Below are 22,866 nucleotides of genomic sequence, written 5' to 3'. Positions count from 1 at the left end.
GGTGTGCTATCATAAACTACCTGAACCGTCATAGATGAAGGAGATCTACCGATGCAAAAAGGTCATGAGGCTATTGTCTGGTTTAACGAAGTTACGAAGAACGATATCCCTCTGGTCGGCGGTAAAGGCGCTAATTTAGGCGAAATGACCGGCGCCGGTATCCCTGTACCCCCCGGATACATCGTAACAGCCAATGCCTACTTTGACTTCATAAACAGCTCCAACCTTCGCCCCTCTATCAGCAAGGCTCTTGAGTCACTGGATATCAATGATTCCAAGCAACTGGCTGTTGTGGCTAACAGCGTGAAAGAAATGATTATGGCCACTCCTCTGCCTACCGAACTGGCCAGCCAGATTAAGGCTGCCTACGAGAAAATGGGCCAGGGTCTGGTGGCGGTAAGGTCATCAGCTACTGCCGAAGATTTGCCGGAGGCATCTTTTGCCGGACAGCAGAGCACCTACCTTAATATAGAGGGCGGTGACGAGGTGGTTGAAGCCGTGCAAAAATGCTGGGCTTCTTTGTTTGAGGCCAGAGCTATTTACTACCGGGTACAGCAAAACTTTGACCACCTGCAGGTAGGTATAGCCGTACCGGTACAGAAAATGGTACAGTCACAGGCTTCGGGAGTATGCTTCACTATTGAGCCCATTACTTCAGACCCCACTAAAATAGTAATTGAAGCTATATACGGTCTGGGAGAAGGTCTGGTGTCAGGGGAAATTACACCGGACCTTTATATTATAGATAAAGAAGGCCCGGCGGTTCTTTCGCGGACTATCAGCCACCAGGAGAGGCGGCTGGTACGCAAAAACGGCAACTCCGCCTCCGGCCCCGAAGATGAATCCGGCAACAACTACTGGCAGCCGGTTCCCTCCACCAAACAAGAGCAGCAAAAGATAACTGAAGATGATATTATCACTCTGGCCAAACTGGCCATGCTTATTGAGAAACATTATAACGGCCCTCAGGATATTGAATGGGCTAAAGAAGAAAATACAATCTATATTGTTCAGTCCCGCCCTGTTACCGCCCTGAAGGACGCCAGTGAACTGGAGCCCGAAATTGAAGCGCCTATCATGCTGCAGGGTGCGGCGGCTTCACCCGGTCTGGCTACCGGCGAAGTCAAAGTACTCCAAGACCCCTCTGAAATAGACCTGGTGCTTCAGGGTGATATTCTGGTAGCCGAAATGACCACCCCGGACTTTGTACCGGCCATGAAAAGGGCGGCAGCCATTGTAACCAACCGCGGCGGACGCACTTCCCACGCCGCCATTGTCAGCCGTGAACTGGGTATCCCCTGCGTGGTGGGTACCGGAGAAGCTACCAGACTGCTTAAGAACGAACAGATAATTACCGTTGACGGTACTCACGGCAAGGTTTATAACGGCAAGGTTACCCGGAATGTAAAAACCAGCAACATAGCTTCCATTGTACGGGAAGCTATCCGCACCAAGACCCGTGTTTATGTAAACTTAGCCCAGCCTGAACTGGCTGACAAAGTAGCCGCCCGCAATGTAGACGGCGTAGGTCTGCTGAGAGCCGAATTTATATTCAGCCAGATAGGCAAACACCCCCGCTACATGATAGAAATGGGTCAGCAGGAAGAATATATCCAGCAGGTATACGAAGGTGTTTTGTCCTTCGCCAAAGCCTTCCATCCCCGACCGGTAGTTTACCGTACCAATGACTTTAAGACTAACGAATACCGTGACCTGCTGGGCGGTGACAAATACGAAGGCCAGGAAGAAAACCCCATGCTGGGCTACCGGGGTGTTTCCCGCTATATTAAAGATATTGAAGTATTCAAGATGGAAATAGAAGCCATCAAACGGGTACGCAAGGACTACCCCAATGTCTACGTTATGCTTCCCTTTGTCCGCACCGTAGATGAACTGAAAAAAGTAAAGCAGATACTGGAAGATGAGGGCTTAAAGAGAGGGCCTGATTTCAAACTCTGGATGATGGTGGAAGTCCCCTCCAATATCTTCCTGATTGATAAGTTTATTGATGCCGGTATAGATGGCATTTCCATAGGTTCAAATGACCTTACCCAGCTGATACTCGGCGTTGACCGTGACAGCGAAATGCTGCGTGAAACCTTTGACGAACGCAACGAAGCGGTTCTGGTAGCCCTGGAAAAAGCCGTTACCACCGCTGCCCGCCGGGGTATTACCGCCTCTATCTGCGGACAGGCACCTTCGGTTTACCCGGAACTGACTGAAAAGCTGGTCTCATGGGGCATAACCTCAGTTTCCGTCAGCCCTGATATGATAGGCACCACCCGCGAGATTATTGCCAAGGCAGAGGCCAAATTAAAGATTAAATGATTAGCGAGCTTCGCATAAGGGAGCGCATTGAAGCAAGAGAGGAGAGCCTCTCCCCTTACGCAGTCAAGAGCCGCCTTTCCCGTGGCAGGCAAAAAGCTGAAGATCCGGACCCGGTTCGCACCTGTTTCCAGCGTGACCGGGACCGGATTATACATTCCAAGGCCTTTCGCCGCTTAAAGCACAAAACCCAGGTCTTCATTGCCCCTTTGGGTGACCACTTTGTGACCCGCCTGACCCATACGCTGGAGGTTACCCAGATAGCCCGGACTATTGCCCGGGCGCTCAACCTTAACGAAGACCTGACCGAAGCTATTTGCCTGGGGCATGATCTGGGGCATACCCCCTTTGGACATGCCGGCGAAGAGGTTTTAAACGAACTTTACCCCAAGGGTTTTCACCATAACGAACAAAGCCTGCGGGTGGTAGACCGTCTGGAGAAAAACGGGCAGGGCCTTAATCTCAGCTGGGAAGTACGTGACGGTATACTCAACCACTCCAAGTCACGCTCAAACATACTCGGAGAAGCCCATAACAAGGCCGCAACTTTTGAAGGGCAGATTTGCCGGATTGCAGATGCGGTGGCCTATATAAACCATGACATTTTAGACTCTATCCGGGCAGGCATTATCAAAGCAAATGACCTGCCGCTGGGTGCGGTTTCGGTGCTGGGAAACAGCCATTCCCAGCGGATAAACACCATGGTGTGTGATATCATAAAAAGTTCGTGGTCATGTACCGGGCTGATTCCCGGTGCGGAGCCGGAAGTTACCATGAGCAACAAGGTGCTGAGTGCCAGCAATACCCTTCGGGATTTCCTGTTTGAACAGGTATACCAGAGCAAAGACCGTAAGGCCGAACATGAAAGGGAAATAGTCCGTTTGTTATACAAATATCTGGTAGACCATCAGGATTTGCTGCCCATGGAATATATAGCCCTGTCTGATAAACCTGAACAGAGGGTTGTTGATTATATTGCGGGTATGACAGACCTATTTGCCCTGAGGCTGGCTAAAGAACTTAATCTGGCTGAATAATATGAATGACGCTGTAGAAGAAATAAAGCAAAAACTGGATATCGTGAGCTTTATCGGCCAGTATACCAAACTGACCAAAGCAGGCCGCACTATGCGCGGAATCTGCCCTTTTCACAGCGAAAAACACGGCTCTTTCTTCGTTTACCCCGAAGCCCAAAACTGGCACTGTTTCGGAGCCTGCAATACCGGCGGGGATATTTTCGCTTTCGTAATGAAAAAAGAAGGGCTGGATTTTAAAGGGGCACTGGAACTGCTGGCTGAAAAAGCGGGCGTAAGCTTGCCCAGCCAGATAAACCCGCAAATCAGAGACCAGCGTGAGCGTCTGTATGAAATAAATTTGGCAGCCGCCCAGTATTACCATAACCTGCTTTTAAACAGCCCCCAGGCGGAAAGTGCCCGCAGTTACCTTAAATCACGCGGCTTAAATGAGCAGTCTCTGGCAGATTTCCAGTTGGGATACGCCCTGCCTGAATGGCAGGGGCTTTATGACTATCTGAAAGAACGCAGTTATACAGATGAAGACCTGCTGAAAGCCGGTGTAATAGTCCGCTCTGACGAGGGGCGGATTCATGACCGCTTCCGCAATAATATTATTTACCCCATTGCCAACTACAAAGGGCAGATAGCCGGTTTCGGGGCACGGGTGATGGATAACTCACAGCCCAAATACCGCAATTCCCCCCAGACAGACCTTTTTAATAAAAGCAGCCTGCTGTACGGTTTGCATCTGGCTTCCGCCAGCATACGGGAAAAGAACCAGGCCATTATAGTGGAAGGCTACATGGATGCCATTATGTCCCACCAGGGCGGTTTTACCAACACAGTGGCCTGCATGGGTACTGCCCTGACTGACCGCCAGATAGCTTTGGTAAAACGCCAGACTAAGCACCTTATACTGGGGCTGGATGCGGATTCAGCCGGTGAGGAAGCCACCCTGAGGGCTATAGATTATGAAAACCAGATAGAGTCCGAAATACGGGTAGCCGTACCCGAAGGCGGCAAAGACCCGGATGAAATTATCCGCCATGCACCCCAGACCTGGCAGGAAATACTGGATAATGCCCGCCCCCTGCTGGACTATATATTTGAACACAGCCAGAAAGGTCTGGACCTGAGTTCCGCAGCAGGCAAAGCCGGACTGACCGACCGCCTGCTGCCCATAATATCCAAAATGGAAGACGGGGTACGCCAGTCCCATTACCTGGGCAAGCTGGCTGAAATGGTAAGCACCAGCCAGAACCGTATACTGGAGCGGATGAAAAAACTGAAAAATGAAACCCGGATTACCAAAGTTTTGGAAAAGGAAGCCCCTTCTAAAACAGTTTCAGCCGCCAAAAACCCGGCTCTGGAAGAGTATGCTCTTAGCCTGCTTTTCAAATCACCGGAACTCAGCCGCTTTGCCGGAAAACTTCACCCGGAGTATCTTGAAATACCCCAGTACCGGGAATTGCTGGCCGTTTATAGCCAGTCTGCCGAAAAAGACAACCTGCGGGCAGCACTTGATGAAAACCTGCGGGAATATTATGACAACTTGATGAATAAAAATCCGGCAAATGATAATATAGAGGATAAGTTTTATGACCTATGCCTGAGGCTGAGAGAAAGATACCTCAGGAACTTGGCGGTAAAACTTAATCAGGCCCTAAATGAAATCAGCCAGCCGGAAACTGCTGAATACCAGACGCTTAATGACCAGTGTGTAAAGGTCAACGAAGAATTGCGGAGTGTATTCAGCCTTAAAGACAGGCGAAACCAGAAACAGAGGAGACAATAAATGCCCGCTGAGAAAGATAAGAAAGAGTTCAGCCCTGACGATACTTATGATGACAAAGATATAGAGGATGGGCTGGAAGATATCCATGAGGAACAGGATGCCGAAGCTGAAAATGACAAAATGGCGGAGCCTGACCTCAAAGATATAGCCGATACCGACATCCCGGCCGAACTAACCGAAGAAGAGCTGGCAGCCGAAGCGGATATGATGCCGGACACGGACGAAGAAATCGGCCCGCTTAATATTGACCTTGAAATACCGCTTGAGCAGATAGATACCCAGGGTATAGTAGATGACCCGGTGCGCATGTATCTGCATGAAATCGGGCGGGTACCCCTGCTTTCCGCTGAAGACGAAAAAACCCTGGCCAAGAAAATGGAAGAAGGCAAACGCATACGCGAAATCCGCCAGGAGTGCCTGGAAAAACGCGGGCGTTACCCTTCGGCTGCGGAGTCTTTCCTGTGTATGCTCAGGGAACTTTCCCAAGCAACCGAAGTCCTGTTCCAGTTAGGACAGGAACTGGGTATGGATACTTCTGCCAGCTTGAAAAATGTTATCCATGACCCCAAACTAAGAACAGCTATTGACCATGAGATTGACCAGCAGCTCACTAAAAATATTTCGGATAATACCGGCAAGAGCATGGCGGAAATTGAGCAGTCATTTATCAATCTGGCTATCAACAGCTCTCTCCTGCCTAAGGTTATACTGGATGCCATACCTGAAAAAATGACTATCCCTGAAATAGCCACCTATACCAATGACCCCGCCTTTATAAGCCATCTGGAGCGGCATGAAGCCAGCCTTAAGTATTATCTGGACAACCTTGAGATAGACGCCAAACGGGCGGAACGCCACCTTATTCAGGCTAACCTCCGTCTGGTAGTCAGCGTGGCTAAAAAACACATCGGCAGAGGCATGCCCCTGCTTGACCTTATACAGGAAGGCAATATCGGCCTTATACGGGCAGTGGAAAAGTTTGACTTCCACCGCGGTTTCAAGTTTTCCACTTACGCCACCTGGTGGATACGCCAGGCCATTACCCGGGCTATTGCAGACCAGGCCAGAACTATCCGCATACCTGTCCATATGGTTGAAACTATCAACAAACTGCTTTCCATAAGCCGCCAGTTATCCCAGAAACTGGGGCGTGAGCCTACTCCTGATGAAATAGCGGTTGAGATGGACCTGCCGCCGGAAAAGGTGCGTGAGATTGCCAAGGTTTCCCAGCTGCCGGTTTCGCTGGAGTCCCCCATCGGCGAAGAAGAAGACAGCCACCTGGGAGACTTTATTGAAGACCAGAATGCACTGGCTCCGCCGGATGCCGCTTCACGCCAGCTGCTCAAAGAGCAGATAGATACAGTGCTTGGCAGCCTGACCCCGCGTGAACGCCGGGTACTTCAGCTGCGTTTCGGGCTGGAAGACGGCCGCAGCCGTACGCTGGAAGAAGTAGGCAAAGAGTTTAACGTTACCCGTGAACGTATCCGCCAGATAGAAGCCAAGGCTCTGCGTAAACTCCGCCACCCCAGCCGCAGCCGCAAACTAAAAGATTATCTGGAATAACCGCCAGACCCATTCATAACCAAAGGCCGCCCTTGCCCCAAACGGCAGGGGTTTTTTATCTGTGTTTACCGGATTATGCAAAATAAGTGGGTATTCCACCGACCATCCGCATGGCAGATGGCTTTATATTCCCCTTTTTATGCTAAAATATAGGCAGCAAAACTGGAGAATATTATGATTCCTGTCAAACTCAAAATAAAAAACTTTATGTGCTACCGCGGCGAAATTCCGCCTTTTTCTTTTAACGGGGTGCATACCGCCTGCATCTGCGGCCAGAACGGGGCCGGCAAATCTGCCCTGATAGATGCCATTACCTGGGCACTCTGGGGAAAAAGCCGGGCTAAAAGTGATGATGACGTGGTCTCTTTGAACGAACAGGAAGCCGAAGTAAGCCTTGATTTTGAAATTTCAGGGGAACTGTATCAGGTTATCCGCCAGCGGCAGCGGCCTAAAAAAGCAGGGGCAAACGGACAAAGCCTGCTGAGCCTGTTTGCCATTAAGGACGGGAAACCCCTGAATATCACCGGGGATACTCTGACCCAAACAGAGAAGAAGATAATTTCCATATTGCATATGGACTATGACACCTTTATAAACAGTGCTTTTCTGCGGCAGGGGCATGCCAACCAGTTTACCCAGCAGCCCCCCGGCAAACGCAAGGAAGTACTCTCCAATATACTTGGGTTAGAAATATATGACCAGCTGGAAGACCTGGCCAGACAGGCCGTACGCGAGGCAGAGGCTAAAAAACTGCTTATAGAGCAGAGTATTGCAGACGGCCAAGAAGGGCTAAAATCCAGACCGGAACTGGAAGAAACTTTAAAAAATACCCGCCTGGATCTGACAGATGGTGAGGAGAAACTGAAAACCCATCTTGCCAAACTGGAAATCCTAAGGCACAAAAAACATGCCTTTGATGCCAAACAAAGTGCCTGCCTCCAGATAGAAAAAGACCTGCGGGATATATCAAAAGACCAATCCCTTTGGCTTCAAAACCAGCAGGAAATAAAAGAGCGTATCAGCACCTTTGAAACACTCATCGCTCAGGAAGAAGCGATTCTCAAAGGCTATAAGGAATACTCAGACTGCCAAAGCCTGTATGAAAAACACAACCGAATACTGGCAAAACTAAGGCAGCTGGAAAAAGAAAAAAAACCGCTGGAAGATGCCGTTTATAAAGAAGAAAACAGCCTGAAAAACACCCTGACTAAATATCAGGAACACCTCAAAATGCGGCAGGAAACCGCCCAGACTTTGGGCACACTGGAACAAGAAAAAACCCTGTCAGACCAACTGCACCTGGAGCTGGAAAATGAAGAGACTGCCTTAAAAGCCCGGCAAACCAGGCTGGCGGATATGCAGGGGAGTTTAGCCGGACTAGAGACCGAGTATGCCGGTACAGCCAGGGAAATAAACTCTCTGGAAGAAAAACTAAAACTGCTTACCGAAGCAGGTGAAAGCCGCTGCAACTGCCCCCTGTGCGAAACCGAGCTGGGGCATGACAAACTCAAACTGGTATTCGGCAAATACCGGACAGAACAAGATGCTAAGGAAAAACAGCAAAGCAGCCTGAAACTAAAGCTTGAGCAGCTGAGGCTGGATATACAGACCCTAACTGCCCAAATTGAAACTGAAACCAAACGCTTAAACCAAAAGCGCAGGCAGTATGAGGGACAGCTGAGCGTACTGGAAAAAGGGATTGCAGACGCCAAAGATGCCGGAACCAAAGCGGCAAAAGGCAGAGAGCTGATTTCGGATATTGAGAAGCAGCTGAACCAACGCAGTTATGCCGTTTCCGAGCAAGCCAGTCTGGCAGTAATTGAAAAAGAAATACAGGAACTTAATTTTGATAACGCCGAATACACCCAAAACCAGCAAACTTTGGCCGGCCTGACCCATTTTGAGGAGCAAAAACGCAAACTGGACGATGCACAAAGCCGCCTGCCACGGGAAAAAGATAGCTTGGAAAAAACGGCTTCAGCACTGGCAGAACTCACCGCCCGCCATAATACTAAACTGAGTGAGCAGCAAACCCTGCAAAGAGAACTGGCTGAACTGCCCGCACTGGAGCAGGAGCTGGAAACCGCCGAAGCCGGATACAAGTCACTCAGCCAAACGCAAGATACCTTGAGGCAACAACTGGGTTCGCTCAGCCAGAAAGAAGAACAGCTGAACGAACTTGAAAAGAAGCTGAAAAAACAGGAGCAGGATAAAGAGCAAACCGCCAAAGAAATATACTACTTTGGTAAACTGGCCAGAGCTTTCGGCAAGAAAGACGGCATCCAGACCATGCTTATTGAAGACACCCTGCCGGAACTGGAAAGCGGGGCAGACCTGCTGCTGTCACGGATGACTGACGGGCGTATGCATCTGAGTATAGAAACCCAGCGTTCCACCAAAAAGGGAGACCAGACCGAGACGCTGGATATAAATATCTCGGATGAGCTGGGCACCCGCAACTACGAAACATTCAGCGGGGGTGAGGCTTTCAGGATAGATTTTGCGGTCAGGATTGCCCTGTCACGCCTGCTGGCAAACCGTCTGGGCGCACCCTTGCGGACGCTGATTATTGATGAAGGCTTCGGCACACAGGACTCAACCGGTATTGAACGTCTGAAAGAGGCTATAAACTCTATTCAGGATGAATTTGATAAAATACTGGTCATAACCCATATAGATGACCTGAAAGATTCTTTCCCCACCCGCATTGAGATAGATAAAACCCCGTCAGGCTCAGCTATACGCTTAAACTAAACATCCCGCAGGATAAAAACGTCATCTATATCTGCGTGCAGGGCTTTGGCTACTTTGTGAGCCAGAATAAGCGAAGGATTGTAAGTGCCCTTTTCAAGGTAAAGCATAGTCTGGCGACTGACACCCACCGTTTCAGCCAGCTCAGCCTGAGTAAGATTGTATCTTGCCCGCAGTTCCTTAATACGGGTACGCAGTATCATCAGAAGTTTCCCCTTGCTCTTTCTGTCCGTTAGCATAAAGTATTTATGTTAGAATTATATTACGTATGCGGGACAAAATGCAAAGGGTTAAAGTGTTTGCTGAAAATATTTAAAGCCCCAAATCAGAGGCAACAGCTTGCATAGCACCCAGAGAAATACGGATAAACTCATCCAGTTCCAAACCCAAATCGGAACAGGCGGCTATCTGTTCCCGGTTTGCACCGGCGGCAAAAGACTTTTCCTTAAAGCGTTTGGATACACTTTTAGCTTCCACACAGGCCAGCTTTTTATCCGGCCTGACTAACGCAGCGGCTGTAATAAGGCCGGTTATAGGGTCAGAGCAGAACAAAGCTTTTTCCATACGGCTTTCAGGAAGGATGCCATGAGCCGAATTATGCACCAGAATTGCCCGGCAGACATCTTCACTGGCACCCAAACCGGCGGCAATTTCGGCACCGCGTTTGCTGTGAAGCGACATATCGTCTTTTACTTCACCCAGGTCTATATCATGTATAAGCCCGGCCAAAGCCCATTCATCTTCGTTTTCACCGAAATATGCAGCCAAACTTTTCATGACGGCCTCAACCGCCAGCATATGTTTGACCAGATTTTTATTTTCTATCCGTTTTTCTACTTCAGCTAAAGCAAGCTGCCTGTCCATATTTATCTCTCCGCTGATTAGTCTTCACAAATTTGCCACTGCGCCTGACAGCAGACCGTAATTTATTAAGCCGGTTTAAGTTTCGGCAAAACCCGCCGCAAGTATTTGCCGGTAAGCGAAGCTTTATTTAAGGCTACATCTTCAGGCACGCCCTCAGCCACAATCTGCCCGCCTTTTACGCCCGCACCCGGCCCCAGGTCTATAATCCAGTCTGCATTTTTAATAACGTCCAGCTGGTGTTCAATCACAACCACCGTATTGCCGCTGTCCACTAGCCGCTGAAGCACCCGTAAGAGCGCCGCCACATCTTCAAAAGAAAGCCCGGTGGTGGGTTCGTCCAGTATGTATAAAGTCCGCCCGGTAGCCCGCTTGGAAAGCTCGGTTGCCAGTTTGATGCGCTGGGCCTCGCCCCCGGATAAGGTGGGTGCCGGCTGGCCGATGCGGATATATCCCAAACCCACGTCCTGCAATGTTTGGAGCTTGGAGCTGATTTTGGGGAAATTTTCAAAAAATTCCAGTGCCCTGTCTACCGTCATATCCAGCACATCAGCAATGGTCTTGTCTTTAAATTTTATCTCCAGCACTTCGCGGTTATAACGCGCCCCGTGACAGACCTCACAAGGTACGGTCACATCCGGCAGGAACTGCATTTCTATCTGGATAGAACCCTCACCGCCGCAGGTCTCACAGCGGCCGCCTTTTATATTAAATGAAAACCGCCCCGGCCCGTAGCCTTTTACTTTGGCTTCAGGTACAGAGGCAAACAGTTCCCTTATATGGGTGAATGCCCCGGTATAGGTGGCCGGATTTGAACGGGGTGTCCGCCCGATGGGTGACTGATTTATCTCTATTATTTTATCAATATGTTCAGTACCGGTTATAGCGTCTGAGCCACCCGCCCGGTCTTTTGCCCCGTAAAACACCTGGGCCAGATGTTTAAAAAGTATATCGGTAACCAGTGTGGATTTGCCGCTGCCGGATACGCCGCTGACACAGACCAGCTTGCCCAGCGGAATATGTACGTCTATATTTTTAAGGTTATTCTGTCTGGCACCCTGTATTATTATTTCCTGCCCGTTACCATTACGCCGCTTTTCGGGTACGGGTATTACTCTGGCACCGGATAAATACTGCCCGGTTAGCGAAGCCGGATTTTGCATTATTTCAGTGATATTACCGGTAGCCACTACCCGACCGCCATGTTCACCTGCCCCCGGCCCCATATCTATAATATAGTCCGCTGCCCGCATCACGGATTCATCATGCTCCACCACCAGTATGGTATTGCCCAAATCACGCAGCTTTTGCAGGGTTTCCACCAAACGGGTATCATCTGCGGGGTGCAAGCCTATAGTAGGTTCATCACAAACGTAAAGCACCCCCATCAGCCCTGAGCCTATCTGGGATGCCAGGCGTATCCGCTGGGCTTCACCGCCGGAAAGCGTCCCGGCAATACGGTCTATAGTCAGGTATTCCAAACCCACATTGTTTAAAAAGCCCAAACGTGAACGTATCTCCTTGAGTATCTGGGCGGCAATAAGCTGTTCGCGTTTGTTAAATATGGTATGTTTGCCAGCCAGTTCATTTGCCCATTTAAGCTGCTCATCTACAGACATGGCCGCAACATCAGCAATATTAAGCTCGCCTATTTTTACTGACAAGGCTTCCTTGCGAAGCCTTTTACCGCCGCAGGCCTGACACGGGCTGGCCAGCATGTATTTTTCAATGCTTTCCCTTACCCCCTGAGATTCGCTGTCACGGTAAAGTCTGTCCAGGCGGGGGATTACTCCCTCAAAGCCGCTGGTATATTCCCGTACCCGCCCGTAACGGTTGCGGTATTTATGGATATCACCGCCCTCACCATAAAGCAGCACCTGCATCTGGGCTGGCGTAAAAGTAGAGACAGGTTTATTAACCGAAAAACCCGCCCGGCGGGCTAAATCTTCAAGCTGCCCGAAATACCAGTTTTGGGTTTGATATGGGCTGATCGCCCCGTCAGCCAGAGACAAACTTTTGTCCGGTATAATCAAATCAGGGTCAAGCTCCATCTTGGCACCAAGCCCCATACAGGTGGGACAGGCACCGTGGGGGGTATTAAAGCTGAAAGTCCGGGGTTCTATCTCCCCCAGACTCACCCCGCAGTCCGCACAGGAAAATTTCTCTGAAAAGAGCATGTCCTGCCCGTCTACCACGGATATTATTACCAACCCGCCGCCCAGTTTCAGGGCAGTTTCAACCGAATCTGCAATCCGCCCCTGCACACCTGCCTGACCGACCACCAGCCGGTCTACTACGGCTTCTATATCATGTTTTTTATTTTTATCCAGCTCTATTTCTTCGGACAAATCCCTAATCTGCCCGTCTACCCTCACTCTGGCATAACCTGACTTACGCAGGTCTTTAAACATCTGGGCATACTCGCCCTTGCGCCCCCGCACCAGCGGCCCCAGAATAAGTATTTTTGTACCCTCCGCAAGAGTTTGAACGGCATCTGTTATCTGTTCCACGCTCTGGGCGGAAATCTCCTTGCCGCACTCAGGGCAGTGAGGGTGACCAGTGCGGGCAAACAGCAAACGCAAATAATCATATATTTCAGTCACTGTCCCCACGGTGGAACGGGGGTTGTGGCTGACGCCCTTCTGGTCAATGGCTATAGCCGGTGAAAGCCCCTCTATATGGTCTACGTCCGGTTTTTCCATCCTGCCCAGAAACTGGCGGGCGTATGATGAAAGAGACTCCATATAACGGCGCTGCCCTTCGGCATAAACGGTATCAAAAGCCAGTGAACTCTTGCCTGACCCCGAAAGCCCGGTCACAACCACCAGCTTGTCACGGGGAATCTGGACATCTATATTTTTGAGGTTGTGTTCGCGGGCACCTTTTATCTTTATATATTCCTGAGCCACAGGCTTGGTCTCCTGTTCATTTATATTAGTCCGGACAAATCAAAACATGTGTTCTAATATTTTACACCATAATGCTTAACAAGCCAAGACCAAACCCCTATTGGCGGTGTATCAGTTTAAAATCAAAAACCTGCCTATCCAAGCGTAAAAAAATAGTCTTTAAGCCATTACAGCAGAACGGCAAATGGTATTTAAGGTGGGTTTGGGATATAATCAGGTCAATGTCAGATAACAATCTTGCCAATATCAAAAGTGCTGTTATTAAAATGATTGACACTGAAAAGGGCAGTTTGGAAGAACTGTCTCTTAAGCTGCATGCCAACCCTGAGCTGGGTTATCAGGAATACAAAGCAGTGGAATGGCTGTGCGAATACCTGTCCAGACACAATTTCAGTATTGAAAGAAATACCGGCGGCCTTAAGACTGCCTTTAAAGCCACTTTCGGTCAGGGTAAACCGGTTATAGGTTTTCTGGCTGAATACGACGCCCTGCCCCAGCTGGGTCATGCCTGCGGCCATAACCTTATTGCCACCGCGGCAGCGGGTGCGGCTGTAGCCGCCCGTCTGGCCGCCAAACTTTACGGCGGTACGGTCTGTCTTATCGGCACTCCGGCTGAAGAGCTTAGCGGCGGTAAAATACAGATGGTGGAAAAAGGTGTATTTAAAGAGCTGGAGGCGGCGCTTATAGCCCACCCCGGCAATGATGATATTGCTACCACCCAGGCACTGGCCTGTGTAACATTAAACGTAGAGTATTTCGGTAAAGAATCCCATGCCGCCGCCCACCCGGACAAAGGCATAAACGCACTTGACGCCATAGTACTGGCATATACCAGCCTGAATTCCCTACGCCAGCACATAGAGCCGGGTGCCCGTATTCACGGCATTATTACCGACGGGGGCAAAGCCGCCAACATTGTACCCGGGCATTCCGCCGGCACTTTCCTGATACGTTCCCAAACTCTGCCCTACCTAAGAGAGCTGATGGACAGGGTACTGGACTGCTTTAAATCTGCCGCCCAGGCTACCGGTGCCCGTTTGGAGTACCGCTTTGATAAATCCATATATGCCCCCATGAATAACAACATGGCTCTGGCAAACCTATATGTAAAAAATATGGATATGCTGGGTCACCGGACTTTGCTTGAAGACCCTGAGATGAATTTTGGGAGTACCGATATGGGCAATGTCAGCCAGGTTGTACCCAGCCTGCACGGTTATTATGCCATTACCGGCAAAGATGTCTCCGGCCATACTCCGGAATTTGCTTCTGCCGCCTGTTCGGCAAAGGGTATTAAGGGTGCTTTAGATGCCGCCAAGGCTATGGCTATGACCGCGGCAGATTTATTCGGCAGCTCAGCCAATCTGGAAAAAGTAAAAACAGAATTTCAAAAATCTACCCGGCCATCCGCCTGACCCTTCCGGCCACAGGTTATTTAGATGAACATTTTTCTGGGCATTGACAGCGGTTCCGTATCTACCAAAATAATATGCCTGTCACCGTCTGCCGAACTGGCAGACTGGATATATCTGCCTACGGCCGGAGACCCGCTAAGTACACTGCGGACGGGGCTGAGGCAATTACAACACCGTTTGCCGGAAGATACCAGCGTACTGGGAGTGGCCGTAACCGGCAGCGCCCGTGAGCTAGTGGCAGATGCAGTGGGTGCAGATATGGTCAAAAATGAAATCAGCTCACAAGCCAAAGCGGCTGCCCACCTGATACCCGAAGTAAAAACAGTAATAGAGATTGGCGGGCAGGACAGCAAACTTATCCTGCTGGAAAACGGGTTTGTATCTGATTTTGCCATGAACACTGTCTGTGCCGCCGGCACCGGCAGCTTTCTGGAACACCAATCCCGCAGGCTTAACCTTTCACTGGAGGAAATGGGGAAACTGGCTCATTTCAGCCAAAACCCTATTGAACTTAAAGGCCGCTGCACGGTATTTGTAGAATCAGATATGATTCACTTCCAGCAAACCGGCAGCAGCCGTCCCGATATTGTTTACGGTTTATGTAAAGCTCTTGTCAGAAACTATCTGAATGACCTGGGGCTGCACAAGGAAATCCGCCAGCCGGTGGTTTTTCAGGGCGGGGTTGCCCGAAACCCGGCTATGAAAAAAGCCTTTGAAGAAGAACTGGGTTTTTCACTGATAGTTCCGCCCCGGCCGGAAATAACCGGGGCTTTGGGTGCGGCTTTGCTGCTTTGTCAGGAAAGAGAGACAGATAGTCCAGCCAAGCCCACCAACTTTCGGGGGTTTGAAACCCCTTTTCTCCGGGAGAAAGTATAGTCCCGGTTTTATTAAGATGAATTTTCAAAGAGGATATAGATGATAATAGCGGTAGATGTAGACGGGGGTGACTACGCCCCAAAGGAAATCATAAAAGGTGCGCTTAAGGCTGCCCAGGAGTACAAGATTGGTCTTATCCTGCTGGGTAAAAAAGAGGTTATTCACGTCCATGCGGGGCACTACCTGAAGAAATACCCTATAGAAATAGTCCATTGCCCCCAAACCATTACCTTTAACGAACACGCGGTGGAGGCAATCAAGGGCAAACCTAAGTCAGCTATTGTTATAGGCACTTCCCTGGTCAAACAGGGCAAGGCAGATGCCTTCATCTCTGCCGGTAACACCGGTGCGGTGCTGGCTGCCGCCTTTTTTATTCTGGGCAAAATAGACGGGGTTGAACGCCCGGCACTGGGTGCCATCATCACCACCCGCCCCCACATCCCTTCCCTGCTGATAGATGCCGGGGCAAATGCAGAGTGCCGCCCCAATCATTTAGATGAGTTCGCCCACCTGGGCAATATTTATGCCAAACAGGTGCTGGGGCTTGAAAAACCCCGAATCGGGCTGCTGAATAACGGCGAAGAAGAGGCCAAGGGTACCAAGCTCACACTGGAAACCCACCAGCTACTCAAGAAAAGCCAGCTGAATTTCATCGGCAATATAGAGGGGCATGATATCTCCCTGAATAAAGCGGATGTGATTGTAACAGACGGCTTTACCGGAAACGTTGTGCTCAAAACTCTGGAGGGGCTGGGGGATGCCCTGCTTAAGCTGCGGAAAGTAGGCCATGCCATTGACAGTGCCGCCCACCTGCGGGGCAGAGCTTTGCTGGCTGACGTGGGCTTGGGCTCTATGGTAAAAGGCATGGATTTTGAAGAATGCGGCGGTGCCTGCCTGCTGGGGGTAAAAGGAACAGTTATTGTTGCCCACGGCCGAAGCCATGCCAGAGCTATTAAAAATGCTATCGGGCTGGCTAAACGCACTGCCGAAAAAGGGGTGGATAAACTGATTGCCGAAGATGTCCGCTTGCGCACCCTAACAGCTACGGAAGGAGAACAAAACCATGTCACCACTCCTGTATGACGTAATAATTATAGGCGGAGGCCCGGCCGGGCTGACTGCCGCCCTGTATACGGGCAGGGCAAAACTGAAGACACTGGTTATTGAACGCGCTTTTATAGGCGGGCAGATAACCCGTTCGGAAAAAGTGGATAACTATCCCGGTTTTCCGGAGGGTATCACCGGCTTTGACCTGACCCAGCAGATGCAAATACAGGCCGAAAAATACGGGGCGGAGATAATTTCGGCAGAGGTAACTGCCCTTAATAAAGCCAAAGACAGCTTTGAACTTAGCACCGAAGCGGGCAAACTAAGCGGGCGTTGTATTATTATCTGCGGAGGTACCGAACGCAACAAGCTGGGCGTTCCCGGCGAAGAGGAGTTTTCAGGCCGGGGCGTTTCCTACTGCGCCACCTGTGATGCCCCTTTTTACAATGACAAGGTTGTGGCGGCGGTAGGCGGGGGAAACATGGCAATTTACGAAGCCCTGCACCTGTCAGAGTTTGCAAAAAAAGTTTACCTGATTCACCGCCGCCAGGGTTTCCGGGCAGATGCGGTATTAGTAGATAAAGCAAAGAGCAAGGGCAATATTGAAATGGTGCTGGATACGGTGATTACCTCCATAAACGGCAAGGACAGCATCCAGTCACTATCATTAAATAACCTTAAAACCCAAAAAACATCTGACCTGCCGGTAAACGGGCTTTTTGTAGCCGTGGGCTTACAGCCGAATACCGCTTATCTGAAGGGTGTGGTGGATATGGACAAAAACGGCAGCATACTGGTAAATGACCAGATGGAAACGTCAGTAAGCGGCATACTCTGTGCCGGGGATATCCGAAGCGGCTCAATAAGGCAGGTTATATCTGCCGCCGGAGACGGGGCAGTTGCCGCCCTTTCCGCCAAACGCTATCTTGACCGCTAAATTATATTATTTAAGAGTACAAAACTACTCCGCTTTTCCAGTATAATAATAAATTAAAAAGGGGTTGGCATGAAGGTTGCTTTTCTGAAAGATGTACCCGGCAGAGGGAAAACCGGGGATGTAAAAGAAGTAAATGACGGCTATGCCCGTAATTATCTTATACCCAACAAACTGGCTATGCCGGCTTCTGCCTCGGTAACCAGCGAAATAGCAGCCAAACAGGCGGCTGAAGACCGCCGCAAAGCTAAAGCCGAAGCTGAAATGGCGCAGTTAGCCAAAGAGCTTGACGGCACTAACGTAAGCATAAAGGCCAAGACCGGTGCAAAAGATAAACTTTACGGGCAGGTAACTACCACTGTAATTGCCGCCGAGATTGAAAAACAAACCGGCAAAGCCATAGATAAACGCAAACTGGAGCTCTCCGAACCTATCCGCCAGCTGGGCAGCTACGAGGTAGTTATCCGTTTTAATAAAGATTTGTCATCTAAAATAAACCTGATAATCACCGCTGAGGAGAACACTTAGTTGCTTGATGCTAAAATGCCCCCTTATGATGTAGATGCCGAGGAATCGGTAAGCGGCTCTCTGCTGATAGACGGGCAGGCTATTTTTGATATTATACCCATCTTAAAGCCGCAGGATTTCTTTACCGAATCTAACCGCCTTATTTTTGAGGCCTGTATGTCCCTTTACGGGCGGAGTGAAGCCATCAATCAGGTTACCGTAGCCCAGGAACTGGAGCGGCTGGGCAAACTGGAAAGATGCGGCGGGTCAGCCTACTTAAGCCATGTGGTTACGGTAGTGCCTACCTCACTGGATATTGAACACTATGCCCGCATAGTTTACCGTCTTTCGGTCATGCGCCAGCTGATTGAGGCAGGCCAAAAAATAAGCGAACTGGGATTTAAGGCCGACCCTGACGTATCGGATTCACTGGGCAAAGCCGAAGACCTGCTATTCCGCCTGCGCCATGAACGCTCAAGTCTGGGCTTTACCCATATTAAAAATATTCTGGATAAATATTTTGAACCTGTGCCTATACCCGGCAGCGAGGGTTACCAGGCCATACCCCATGTCCTTACCGGGCTGACCGGCATGGATACCTTCTTAGGCGGGCTGCAGCGTTCAGACCTTATCATTATGGCGGGACGCCCCTCCATGGGAAAAACCTCGCTGGCTTTGAATATTGCCCGGAATGCGGCGGTTGAACAAAGAGCCTGTACCGCCATATTCAGCCTGGAAATGTCCCGCGAATCTCTGGTGCAGCGTTTGCTTTCCAACGAAGCCGCGGTAAATTCACGTTCCATCCGCCTGAATGAAAGCAGCCCTGATGAAGAGCGTAAAATAATGGATGCCATCGGCGTACTATCCGAAGCCCCCATTTTTATAGATGACTCACCCCAGATAAGGGTAGCCGAAATACGGAGTAAAGCCCTGCGGCTGCGCTACGAGCAAAATATAGACCTTATTATTGTGGACTACCTGCAGCTTATTCAGGGTGAAGGCAGCGGCAAAGAGAACCGGGTGCAGGAAATAAGCTATATCTCCCGTTCGCTGAAAGGTATTGCCCGCGAACTGAATGTGCCGGTTATAGCTATATCCCAGCTTTCCCGTGCCCCGGAGTTCCGCTCCTCCCATCAGCCCCAGCTTTCAGATTTGCGTGAATCAGGCTCCATTGAACAGGACGCGGATATAGTGGTCTTTATATACCGTGACGAGTTTTATTATAAAGAAGATGAATGGGCAAACCTCCACCCTGACCAGGAATACCCGCGCGAAATTGCGGATATTATCATAGCCAAACACCGTAACGGCCCTATCGGCACTGTAAAGTGCCGCTTCCGGCATGACCTGACCCGCTTTGAAAATCTGGGTTCAAGCACGGAGCCCAGCTTCTTATGAGCAATGCGCCATTATTCCCCGCCAGACAGGAGTTTACCCCCGTATCCCGCTTTTTTATCCACCGGGTAGCTCCCCTAATAGAAGATATGACCGAACTGAAGGTAAGCCTGGCGGTATTCAGCCTTATTCAGGCAAAAAAAGGATACCCCAGATACACCACGCTGGCTGAACTGGCAGCCGAAGAAACCCTGGTAAAAGCCTTGGGCAAAACGCGGGACGAAAGCCTGCAATCACTGGATAAAGCCCTCCAAATGGCCGTAAAACGGGGAACCCTGCTGGGGCTGGAAATAAAAAGCGGCAAACACACCCACCAGCTTTATTTTGTAAATACCGAATCAGAAGCGGCAGTGGTGGAAAAGATAAAAACCGGCAATCTGGTTTTGCCCGGCTTAAAAGAAGCCTCAACCGAAGTAATAAGCGGCCAAGCCGAACAGCCAAATATATTTAAACTTTACGAACAGAATATAGGCATGCTGACCCCCATGCTGGCAGACAACCTGAAAGAGGCGGAAAAACTCTACCCCGAAGAATGGATTGCCGAAGCCATAAAAGAGGCGGTCAACCTGAATAAACGCAACTGGCGTTATATAGAACGAATACTGGAAAATTGGTCAAGTCAGGGAAAAAACAGTGGAACACATAAAGGACATACTGGGGAAACAGATAAATATAAAGGGCAGCTCTTCGACCACCTCGTCCAAAGGTAAGGCAGATAAAGCGGCCGAAGAAAACTTATGCCCGTTATGTAAAGGGGCAAAGTTCGTGTACCCTGTTTCCGCCGAAGGGGTAACGGATTTTAGCCGGGTAATCCCCTGCCAGTGCACCCAGACCGAATCCGGTGCGGACAGGGAAAAACGGCTGCTGACCTATAGCTGTCTGGGAGGTCTGCAAAAATACACCTTTGAAAAGCTGAATTCGCTGGGTAAAAGCGAAGAACCGCATAATCAGAATATGTTCAGCCAAGCTTACAATGCCGCCCTGAACTTTGCTTCCAACCCCGCCGGCTGGCTGGTTTTCAGCGGCCCGAGCGGTGCGGGTAAAACCCACCTCGCAGCCGCCATTGCCAACAAACGCCTTGCCATGGGGCAGCCGGTGCTGTATAAAAGGGCTTCCGAGCTGATAGATGACCTGAAAAAGTCTTTTGAACCTGACAGCGAGGCTGCTTACAGCCAGAGCTTTGACATACTTAAGAACGCCCCCCTGCTGATAATAGATGACCTTACCGTCCAGAGCGGTTCGGACTGGTCAAAAGAAAAACTTGACCAGTTGCTTACCTACCGTTTCAGTCAGGAACTGCCCACTATTATTACCCTGTCTACACCTATAAACGAGCTTGATTCCCGTATCCAGAGCCGTCTGCTGGATAAATCTGTATCCAGGATATATCCGGTTGCCTCAAACCCGGAGGACACCCTGGAATACCGCTGGGATAATGCTCTGGCGCTTCAAAAGAAAATGACCTTTGAAAATTATGACCACAAGCGTTCAAACCTGCCGCCTGAGCAACGCCAGAATATAGAAGCCGCTTACAACCTGGCTCTGGAGTTTTCCCGAAACCCCGAAAGCTGGCTGGTTTTTCAAGGAGAAACCGGCTGCGGCAAGACCCATCTGGCATCTGCCATTGTCAATGAACGTTACCGCCAGGGCAAACCCGCCATGTTTGTGGTCGTACCCGAATTTTTAGACCACCTGCGTTCAACCTTCAGCCCTGAGAGCAAAACCTCTTACGACCAGATGTTTGATGCGGTTAAAAACGCCAAACTGCTGGTACTGGATGATTTCGGCGAACAGTCCAGCACCCCCTGGGCTCAGGAAAAACTCTATCAGGTAATAAATTACCGCTATAACCGCCGTCTGCCCACCGTAATTACCACCAGATGCCCGCTGAGTGAAATAGAGGTAGCCATAAGCTCACGCTTTGTTGATCCCCAGATAAGCATGGTGTTTAACATCACTGCCCCTAACTTCCGCTGTGACAGCACCGGCCAGCAAAAACAGCGCCCGGTATCCCGTATTAACAGGACTACCCGCCCCCAACGCTAAGCGAACAAACTTGCCCTATATGAGGATTTTGTTTAGAATAAACTTAATCTTTCAGGGGGAAGCGGTGTTTGATGGATAACCATCAGGTACTGGTCTTAAACCAAGACTATCAGCCACTGAACGTATGCCACGTACGGAGGGCTGTTTTGCTTGTTTACCAGAGCAAAGCCGAGATGCTGGAAAACGGGTCAGGTTTCTGGCACTCTGAAAAAGACCTCTTTGCCCTGCCCTCAGTTATACGCCTATCCTGCCTTATAAAGCACCCGCCCCTCCGCCCCAAACTGAACCGGGCTGAAATATTCAGCCGGGATAAGCATACCTGCCAGTACTGCGGGCGCAAAGACCTGGAGCTGACTATAGACCACGTTAACCCCAAGCATCAGGGGGGACCCCATGTTTGGGAAAACGTGGTAACCGCCTGCCTGCACTGCAACCGCCTTAAAGCCGGACGCACCCCCGAACAAGCCCATATGAAGCTTCTGAGTACGCCGGGAGTACCCCAATACAGATACGGATATTCACTGCCCAGATCAAACGGCAGTATCCGCCATGAGTGGCGGCCTTACCTGGGGCTTGAAAACGAACCCAAATTAGCGGTGGAGTGAGGCATCAGGACGGCGGCCTTCTTTATCCGGGCGGATATCCTTCAAAGGCACTTCGGCGTTAGCCCCGCTTTCCAGCAGAACAAATACCATTTCTTCCAAGGGGTTACCGCCGACCACTTCACCTTTGCCTACCGGGGTGATTACCTTCAGCCCGTCCTTAGGCATCTTAGCCTTGGCGGCTTTGTAGGTTTCATATTCATAATCAAGGCAGCAAAGAAGCCTGCCGCAAACACCTGAAATCTTCTGGGGATTTAGCGGCAAATTTTGCTCTTTAGCCATTTTTATAGACACCGGGTCAAACTCACTCAGGAAACTGCAGCAGCAAAGTTCCCGTCCGCACCGGCCGTAACCGCCCACCATCTTGGCCTCATCCCGCGGGCCAATCTGCCGAAGCTCTACCCTGACTCTCAGCTTGCGTGAAATCTCCCTGACCAGTTCGCGGAAATCCACCCTGTCTTCGGCTGAAAAATATATGGTTACGTGGTTTTCATCCAGACTGTATTCCGCCCTGATAAGTTTCATGGGCAGATTCAGCTTGTCTACCAGCTCTATACATTCCGAAACTGCACTCTGGTTTTTCTCTTCCAGCTGGCGTTCTCGGGCCATATCTTCAGCGGTAGCCAGACGGATAACAGGCTTCAGCGGCTGTTCCAGACTGCTCTCCTCTACCTGTGAAGGAGAGGCAACCACCCAGCCCAGTTCTTCGCCACGGCTGGTTTCCACCACTACACAGTCATACGGGTAAAGTTCAAAACCGGCAGGGTCAAAATAATATATCTTGCCGGCTTGTTTATAGCGTATCTTTACAATATCAACCATTT

18 protein-coding genes are annotated in these 22,866 nt (G+C 50.1%); 14 read left to right on the top strand and 4 right to left on the bottom strand.

Translation table 11 applies throughout. The annotated features are described in order from the left end of the window. Positions 1-51: 51 nt before the first annotated feature. The 5 genes from ppsA to DET_RS02935 all read left to right on the top strand — a co-directional run bounded on the left by ppsA (position 52) and on the right by DET_RS02935 (position 9,453). Positions 52-2,328: a phosphoenolpyruvate synthase gene (gene ppsA / locus DET_RS02955; RefSeq protein ID WP_010936331.1), complete on the top strand. Its 2,277-nt coding sequence runs from the start codon at positions 52-54 to the stop codon at positions 2,326-2,328. Continuing rightward, positions 2,325-3,362 (top strand): deoxyguanosinetriphosphate triphosphohydrolase, encoded by a 1,038-nt coding sequence (locus DET_RS02950; protein ID WP_010936330.1) that lies wholly within the window; start codon positions 2,325-2,327, stop codon positions 3,360-3,362. The genes ppsA and DET_RS02950 overlap by 4 nt, the downstream gene beginning before the upstream one ends. Position 3,363: 1 nt before the next feature. Continuing rightward, the gene (dnaG, locus tag DET_RS02945; RefSeq protein ID WP_010936329.1) at positions 3,364-5,136 is read left to right on the top strand and encodes a DNA primase; all 1,773 of its coding nucleotides are present in this window, start codon (positions 3,364-3,366) and stop codon (positions 5,134-5,136) included. Then, positions 5,137-6,699, top strand: coding sequence for an RNA polymerase sigma factor RpoD (gene rpoD, locus DET_RS08875; protein ID WP_010936328.1), 1,563 nt, complete (start codon positions 5,137-5,139; stop codon positions 6,697-6,699). It abuts the gene before it with no gap. Between the two features lie 174 nt (positions 6,700-6,873). Then, positions 6,874-9,453, top strand: coding sequence for an AAA family ATPase (locus DET_RS02935; protein ID WP_010936326.1), 2,580 nt, complete (start codon positions 6,874-6,876; stop codon positions 9,451-9,453). Here the strand turns inward: DET_RS02935 and DET_RS02930 are convergent. The 3 genes from DET_RS02930 to uvrA form a co-directional block, all read right to left on the bottom strand. Next, on the bottom strand, positions 9,450-9,653 hold the full coding sequence (locus tag DET_RS02930; RefSeq protein ID WP_010936325.1) for a helix-turn-helix transcriptional regulator: 204 nt from the start codon (positions 9,651-9,653) through the stop codon (positions 9,450-9,452). The genes DET_RS02935 and DET_RS02930 overlap by 4 nt on opposite strands. 109 nt (positions 9,654-9,762) lie before the next feature. Continuing rightward, a complete protein-coding gene (locus DET_RS02925) occupies positions 9,763-10,314 on the bottom strand; it encodes an HD domain-containing protein (protein ID WP_010936324.1) in 552 nt (183 codons plus the stop codon). A 65-nt stretch (positions 10,315-10,379) separates the two neighbouring features. Then, positions 10,380-13,220, bottom strand: a complete 2,841-nt coding sequence (uvrA, locus tag DET_RS02920) for an excinuclease ABC subunit UvrA (protein ID WP_010936323.1) — start codon at positions 13,218-13,220, stop codon at positions 10,380-10,382. Positions 13,221-13,441: 221 nt separating this feature from the next. On the opposite strand from uvrA, the gene DET_RS02915 reads away from it, so the two are divergent. The 9 genes from DET_RS02915 to DET_RS02875 all read left to right on the top strand — a co-directional run bounded on the left by DET_RS02915 (position 13,442) and on the right by DET_RS02875 (position 22,045). Continuing rightward, positions 13,442-14,635 (top strand): M20 family metallopeptidase, encoded by a 1,194-nt coding sequence (locus DET_RS02915; RefSeq protein ID WP_010936322.1) that lies wholly within the window; start codon positions 13,442-13,444, stop codon positions 14,633-14,635. 24 nt (positions 14,636-14,659) lie between these two features. Continuing rightward, the gene (locus DET_RS02910) at positions 14,660-15,511 is read left to right on the top strand and encodes an acyl-CoA dehydratase activase (protein WP_010936321.1); all 852 of its coding nucleotides are present in this window, start codon (positions 14,660-14,662) and stop codon (positions 15,509-15,511) included. Positions 15,512-15,550: 39 nt separating this feature from the next. Then, a complete protein-coding gene (gene plsX / locus DET_RS02905) occupies positions 15,551-16,594 on the top strand; it encodes a phosphate acyltransferase PlsX (RefSeq protein ID WP_010936320.1) in 1,044 nt (347 codons plus the stop codon). Continuing rightward, positions 16,575-17,495, top strand: a complete 921-nt coding sequence (gene trxB / locus DET_RS02900; protein WP_010936319.1) for a thioredoxin-disulfide reductase — start codon at positions 16,575-16,577, stop codon at positions 17,493-17,495. Before plsX ends, trxB begins: the two co-directional genes overlap by 20 nt. A gap of 69 nt (positions 17,496-17,564) precedes the next feature. After that, entirely contained in the window at positions 17,565-18,020 is a 456-nt protein-coding gene (gene rplI / locus DET_RS02895) for a 50S ribosomal protein L9 (protein WP_010936318.1), read from the top strand. Then, positions 18,021-19,397 (top strand): replicative DNA helicase, encoded by a 1,377-nt coding sequence (gene dnaB, locus DET_RS02890; protein WP_010936317.1) that lies wholly within the window; start codon positions 18,021-18,023, stop codon positions 19,395-19,397. Beyond that, positions 19,394-20,104 carry a DnaD domain-containing protein gene (locus DET_RS02885; RefSeq protein ID WP_010936316.1) on the top strand — a complete coding sequence of 237 codons (711 nt, stop codon included), beginning with the start codon at positions 19,394-19,396 and terminating at the stop codon, positions 20,102-20,104. Before dnaB ends, DET_RS02885 begins: the two co-directional genes overlap by 4 nt. After that, entirely contained in the window at positions 20,028-21,440 is a 1,413-nt protein-coding gene (locus tag DET_RS02880) for an ATP-binding protein (RefSeq protein WP_041223338.1), read from the top strand. Before DET_RS02885 ends, DET_RS02880 begins: the two co-directional genes overlap by 77 nt. Positions 21,441-21,511: 71 nt before the next feature. Next, complete coding sequence (locus DET_RS02875; RefSeq protein WP_010936314.1) at positions 21,512-22,045, top strand: HNH endonuclease; 534 nt, start codon at positions 21,512-21,514, stop codon at positions 22,043-22,045. On the opposite strand, the gene DET_RS02865 is transcribed toward DET_RS02875, so the two are convergent. Next, on the bottom strand, positions 22,031-22,864 hold the full coding sequence (locus tag DET_RS02865) for a PSP1 domain-containing protein (RefSeq protein WP_010936313.1): 834 nt from the start codon (positions 22,862-22,864) through the stop codon (positions 22,031-22,033). The genes DET_RS02875 and DET_RS02865 overlap by 15 nt on opposite strands. Positions 22,865-22,866: the final 2 nt, after the last annotated feature.

This window comes from Dehalococcoides mccartyi 195, from assembly GCF_000011905.1.
Lineage (GTDB): Bacteria > Chloroflexota > Dehalococcoidia > Dehalococcoidales > Dehalococcoidaceae > Dehalococcoides > Dehalococcoides mccartyi.
The sequence above is the reverse complement of the archived record's forward strand: the minus strand, read 5'-3'. Positions and strand labels throughout refer to the sequence as shown.

Bases quoted from the DNA above. Each gene is read 5' to 3' on its own strand.
- ppsA (WP_010936331.1), top strand. From the start codon at position 52: ATGCAAAAAGGTCATGAGGCTATTGTCTGGTTTAACGAAGTTACGAAG.
- DET_RS02950 (WP_010936330.1), top strand. From the start codon at position 2,325: ATGATTAGCGAGCTTCGCATAAGGGAGCGCATTGAAGCAAGAGAGGAG.
- dnaG (WP_010936329.1), top strand. From the start codon at position 3,364: ATGAATGACGCTGTAGAAGAAATAAAGCAAAAACTGGATATCGTGAGC.
- rpoD (WP_010936328.1), top strand. From the start codon at position 5,137: ATGCCCGCTGAGAAAGATAAGAAAGAGTTCAGCCCTGACGATACTTAT.
- DET_RS02935 (WP_010936326.1), top strand. From the start codon at position 6,874: ATGATTCCTGTCAAACTCAAAATAAAAAACTTTATGTGCTACCGCGGC.
- DET_RS02930 (WP_010936325.1), bottom strand. From the start codon at position 9,653: ATGATACTGCGTACCCGTATTAAGGAACTGCGGGCAAGATACAATCTT.
- DET_RS02925 (WP_010936324.1), bottom strand. From the start codon at position 10,314: ATGGACAGGCAGCTTGCTTTAGCTGAAGTAGAAAAACGGATAGAAAAT.
- DET_RS02915 (WP_010936322.1), top strand. From the start codon at position 13,442: ATGTCAGATAACAATCTTGCCAATATCAAAAGTGCTGTTATTAAAATG.
- DET_RS02910 (WP_010936321.1), top strand. From the start codon at position 14,660: ATGAACATTTTTCTGGGCATTGACAGCGGTTCCGTATCTACCAAAATA.
- plsX (WP_010936320.1), top strand. From the start codon at position 15,551: ATGATAATAGCGGTAGATGTAGACGGGGGTGACTACGCCCCAAAGGAA.
- trxB (WP_010936319.1), top strand. From the start codon at position 16,575: ATGTCACCACTCCTGTATGACGTAATAATTATAGGCGGAGGCCCGGCC.
- rplI (WP_010936318.1), top strand. From the start codon at position 17,565: ATGAAGGTTGCTTTTCTGAAAGATGTACCCGGCAGAGGGAAAACCGGG.
- DET_RS02885 (WP_010936316.1), top strand. From the start codon at position 19,394: ATGAGCAATGCGCCATTATTCCCCGCCAGACAGGAGTTTACCCCCGTA.
- DET_RS02875 (WP_010936314.1), top strand. From the start codon at position 21,512: ATGGATAACCATCAGGTACTGGTCTTAAACCAAGACTATCAGCCACTG.
- DET_RS02865 (WP_010936313.1), bottom strand. From the start codon at position 22,864: ATGGTTGATATTGTAAAGATACGCTATAAACAAGCCGGCAAGATATAT.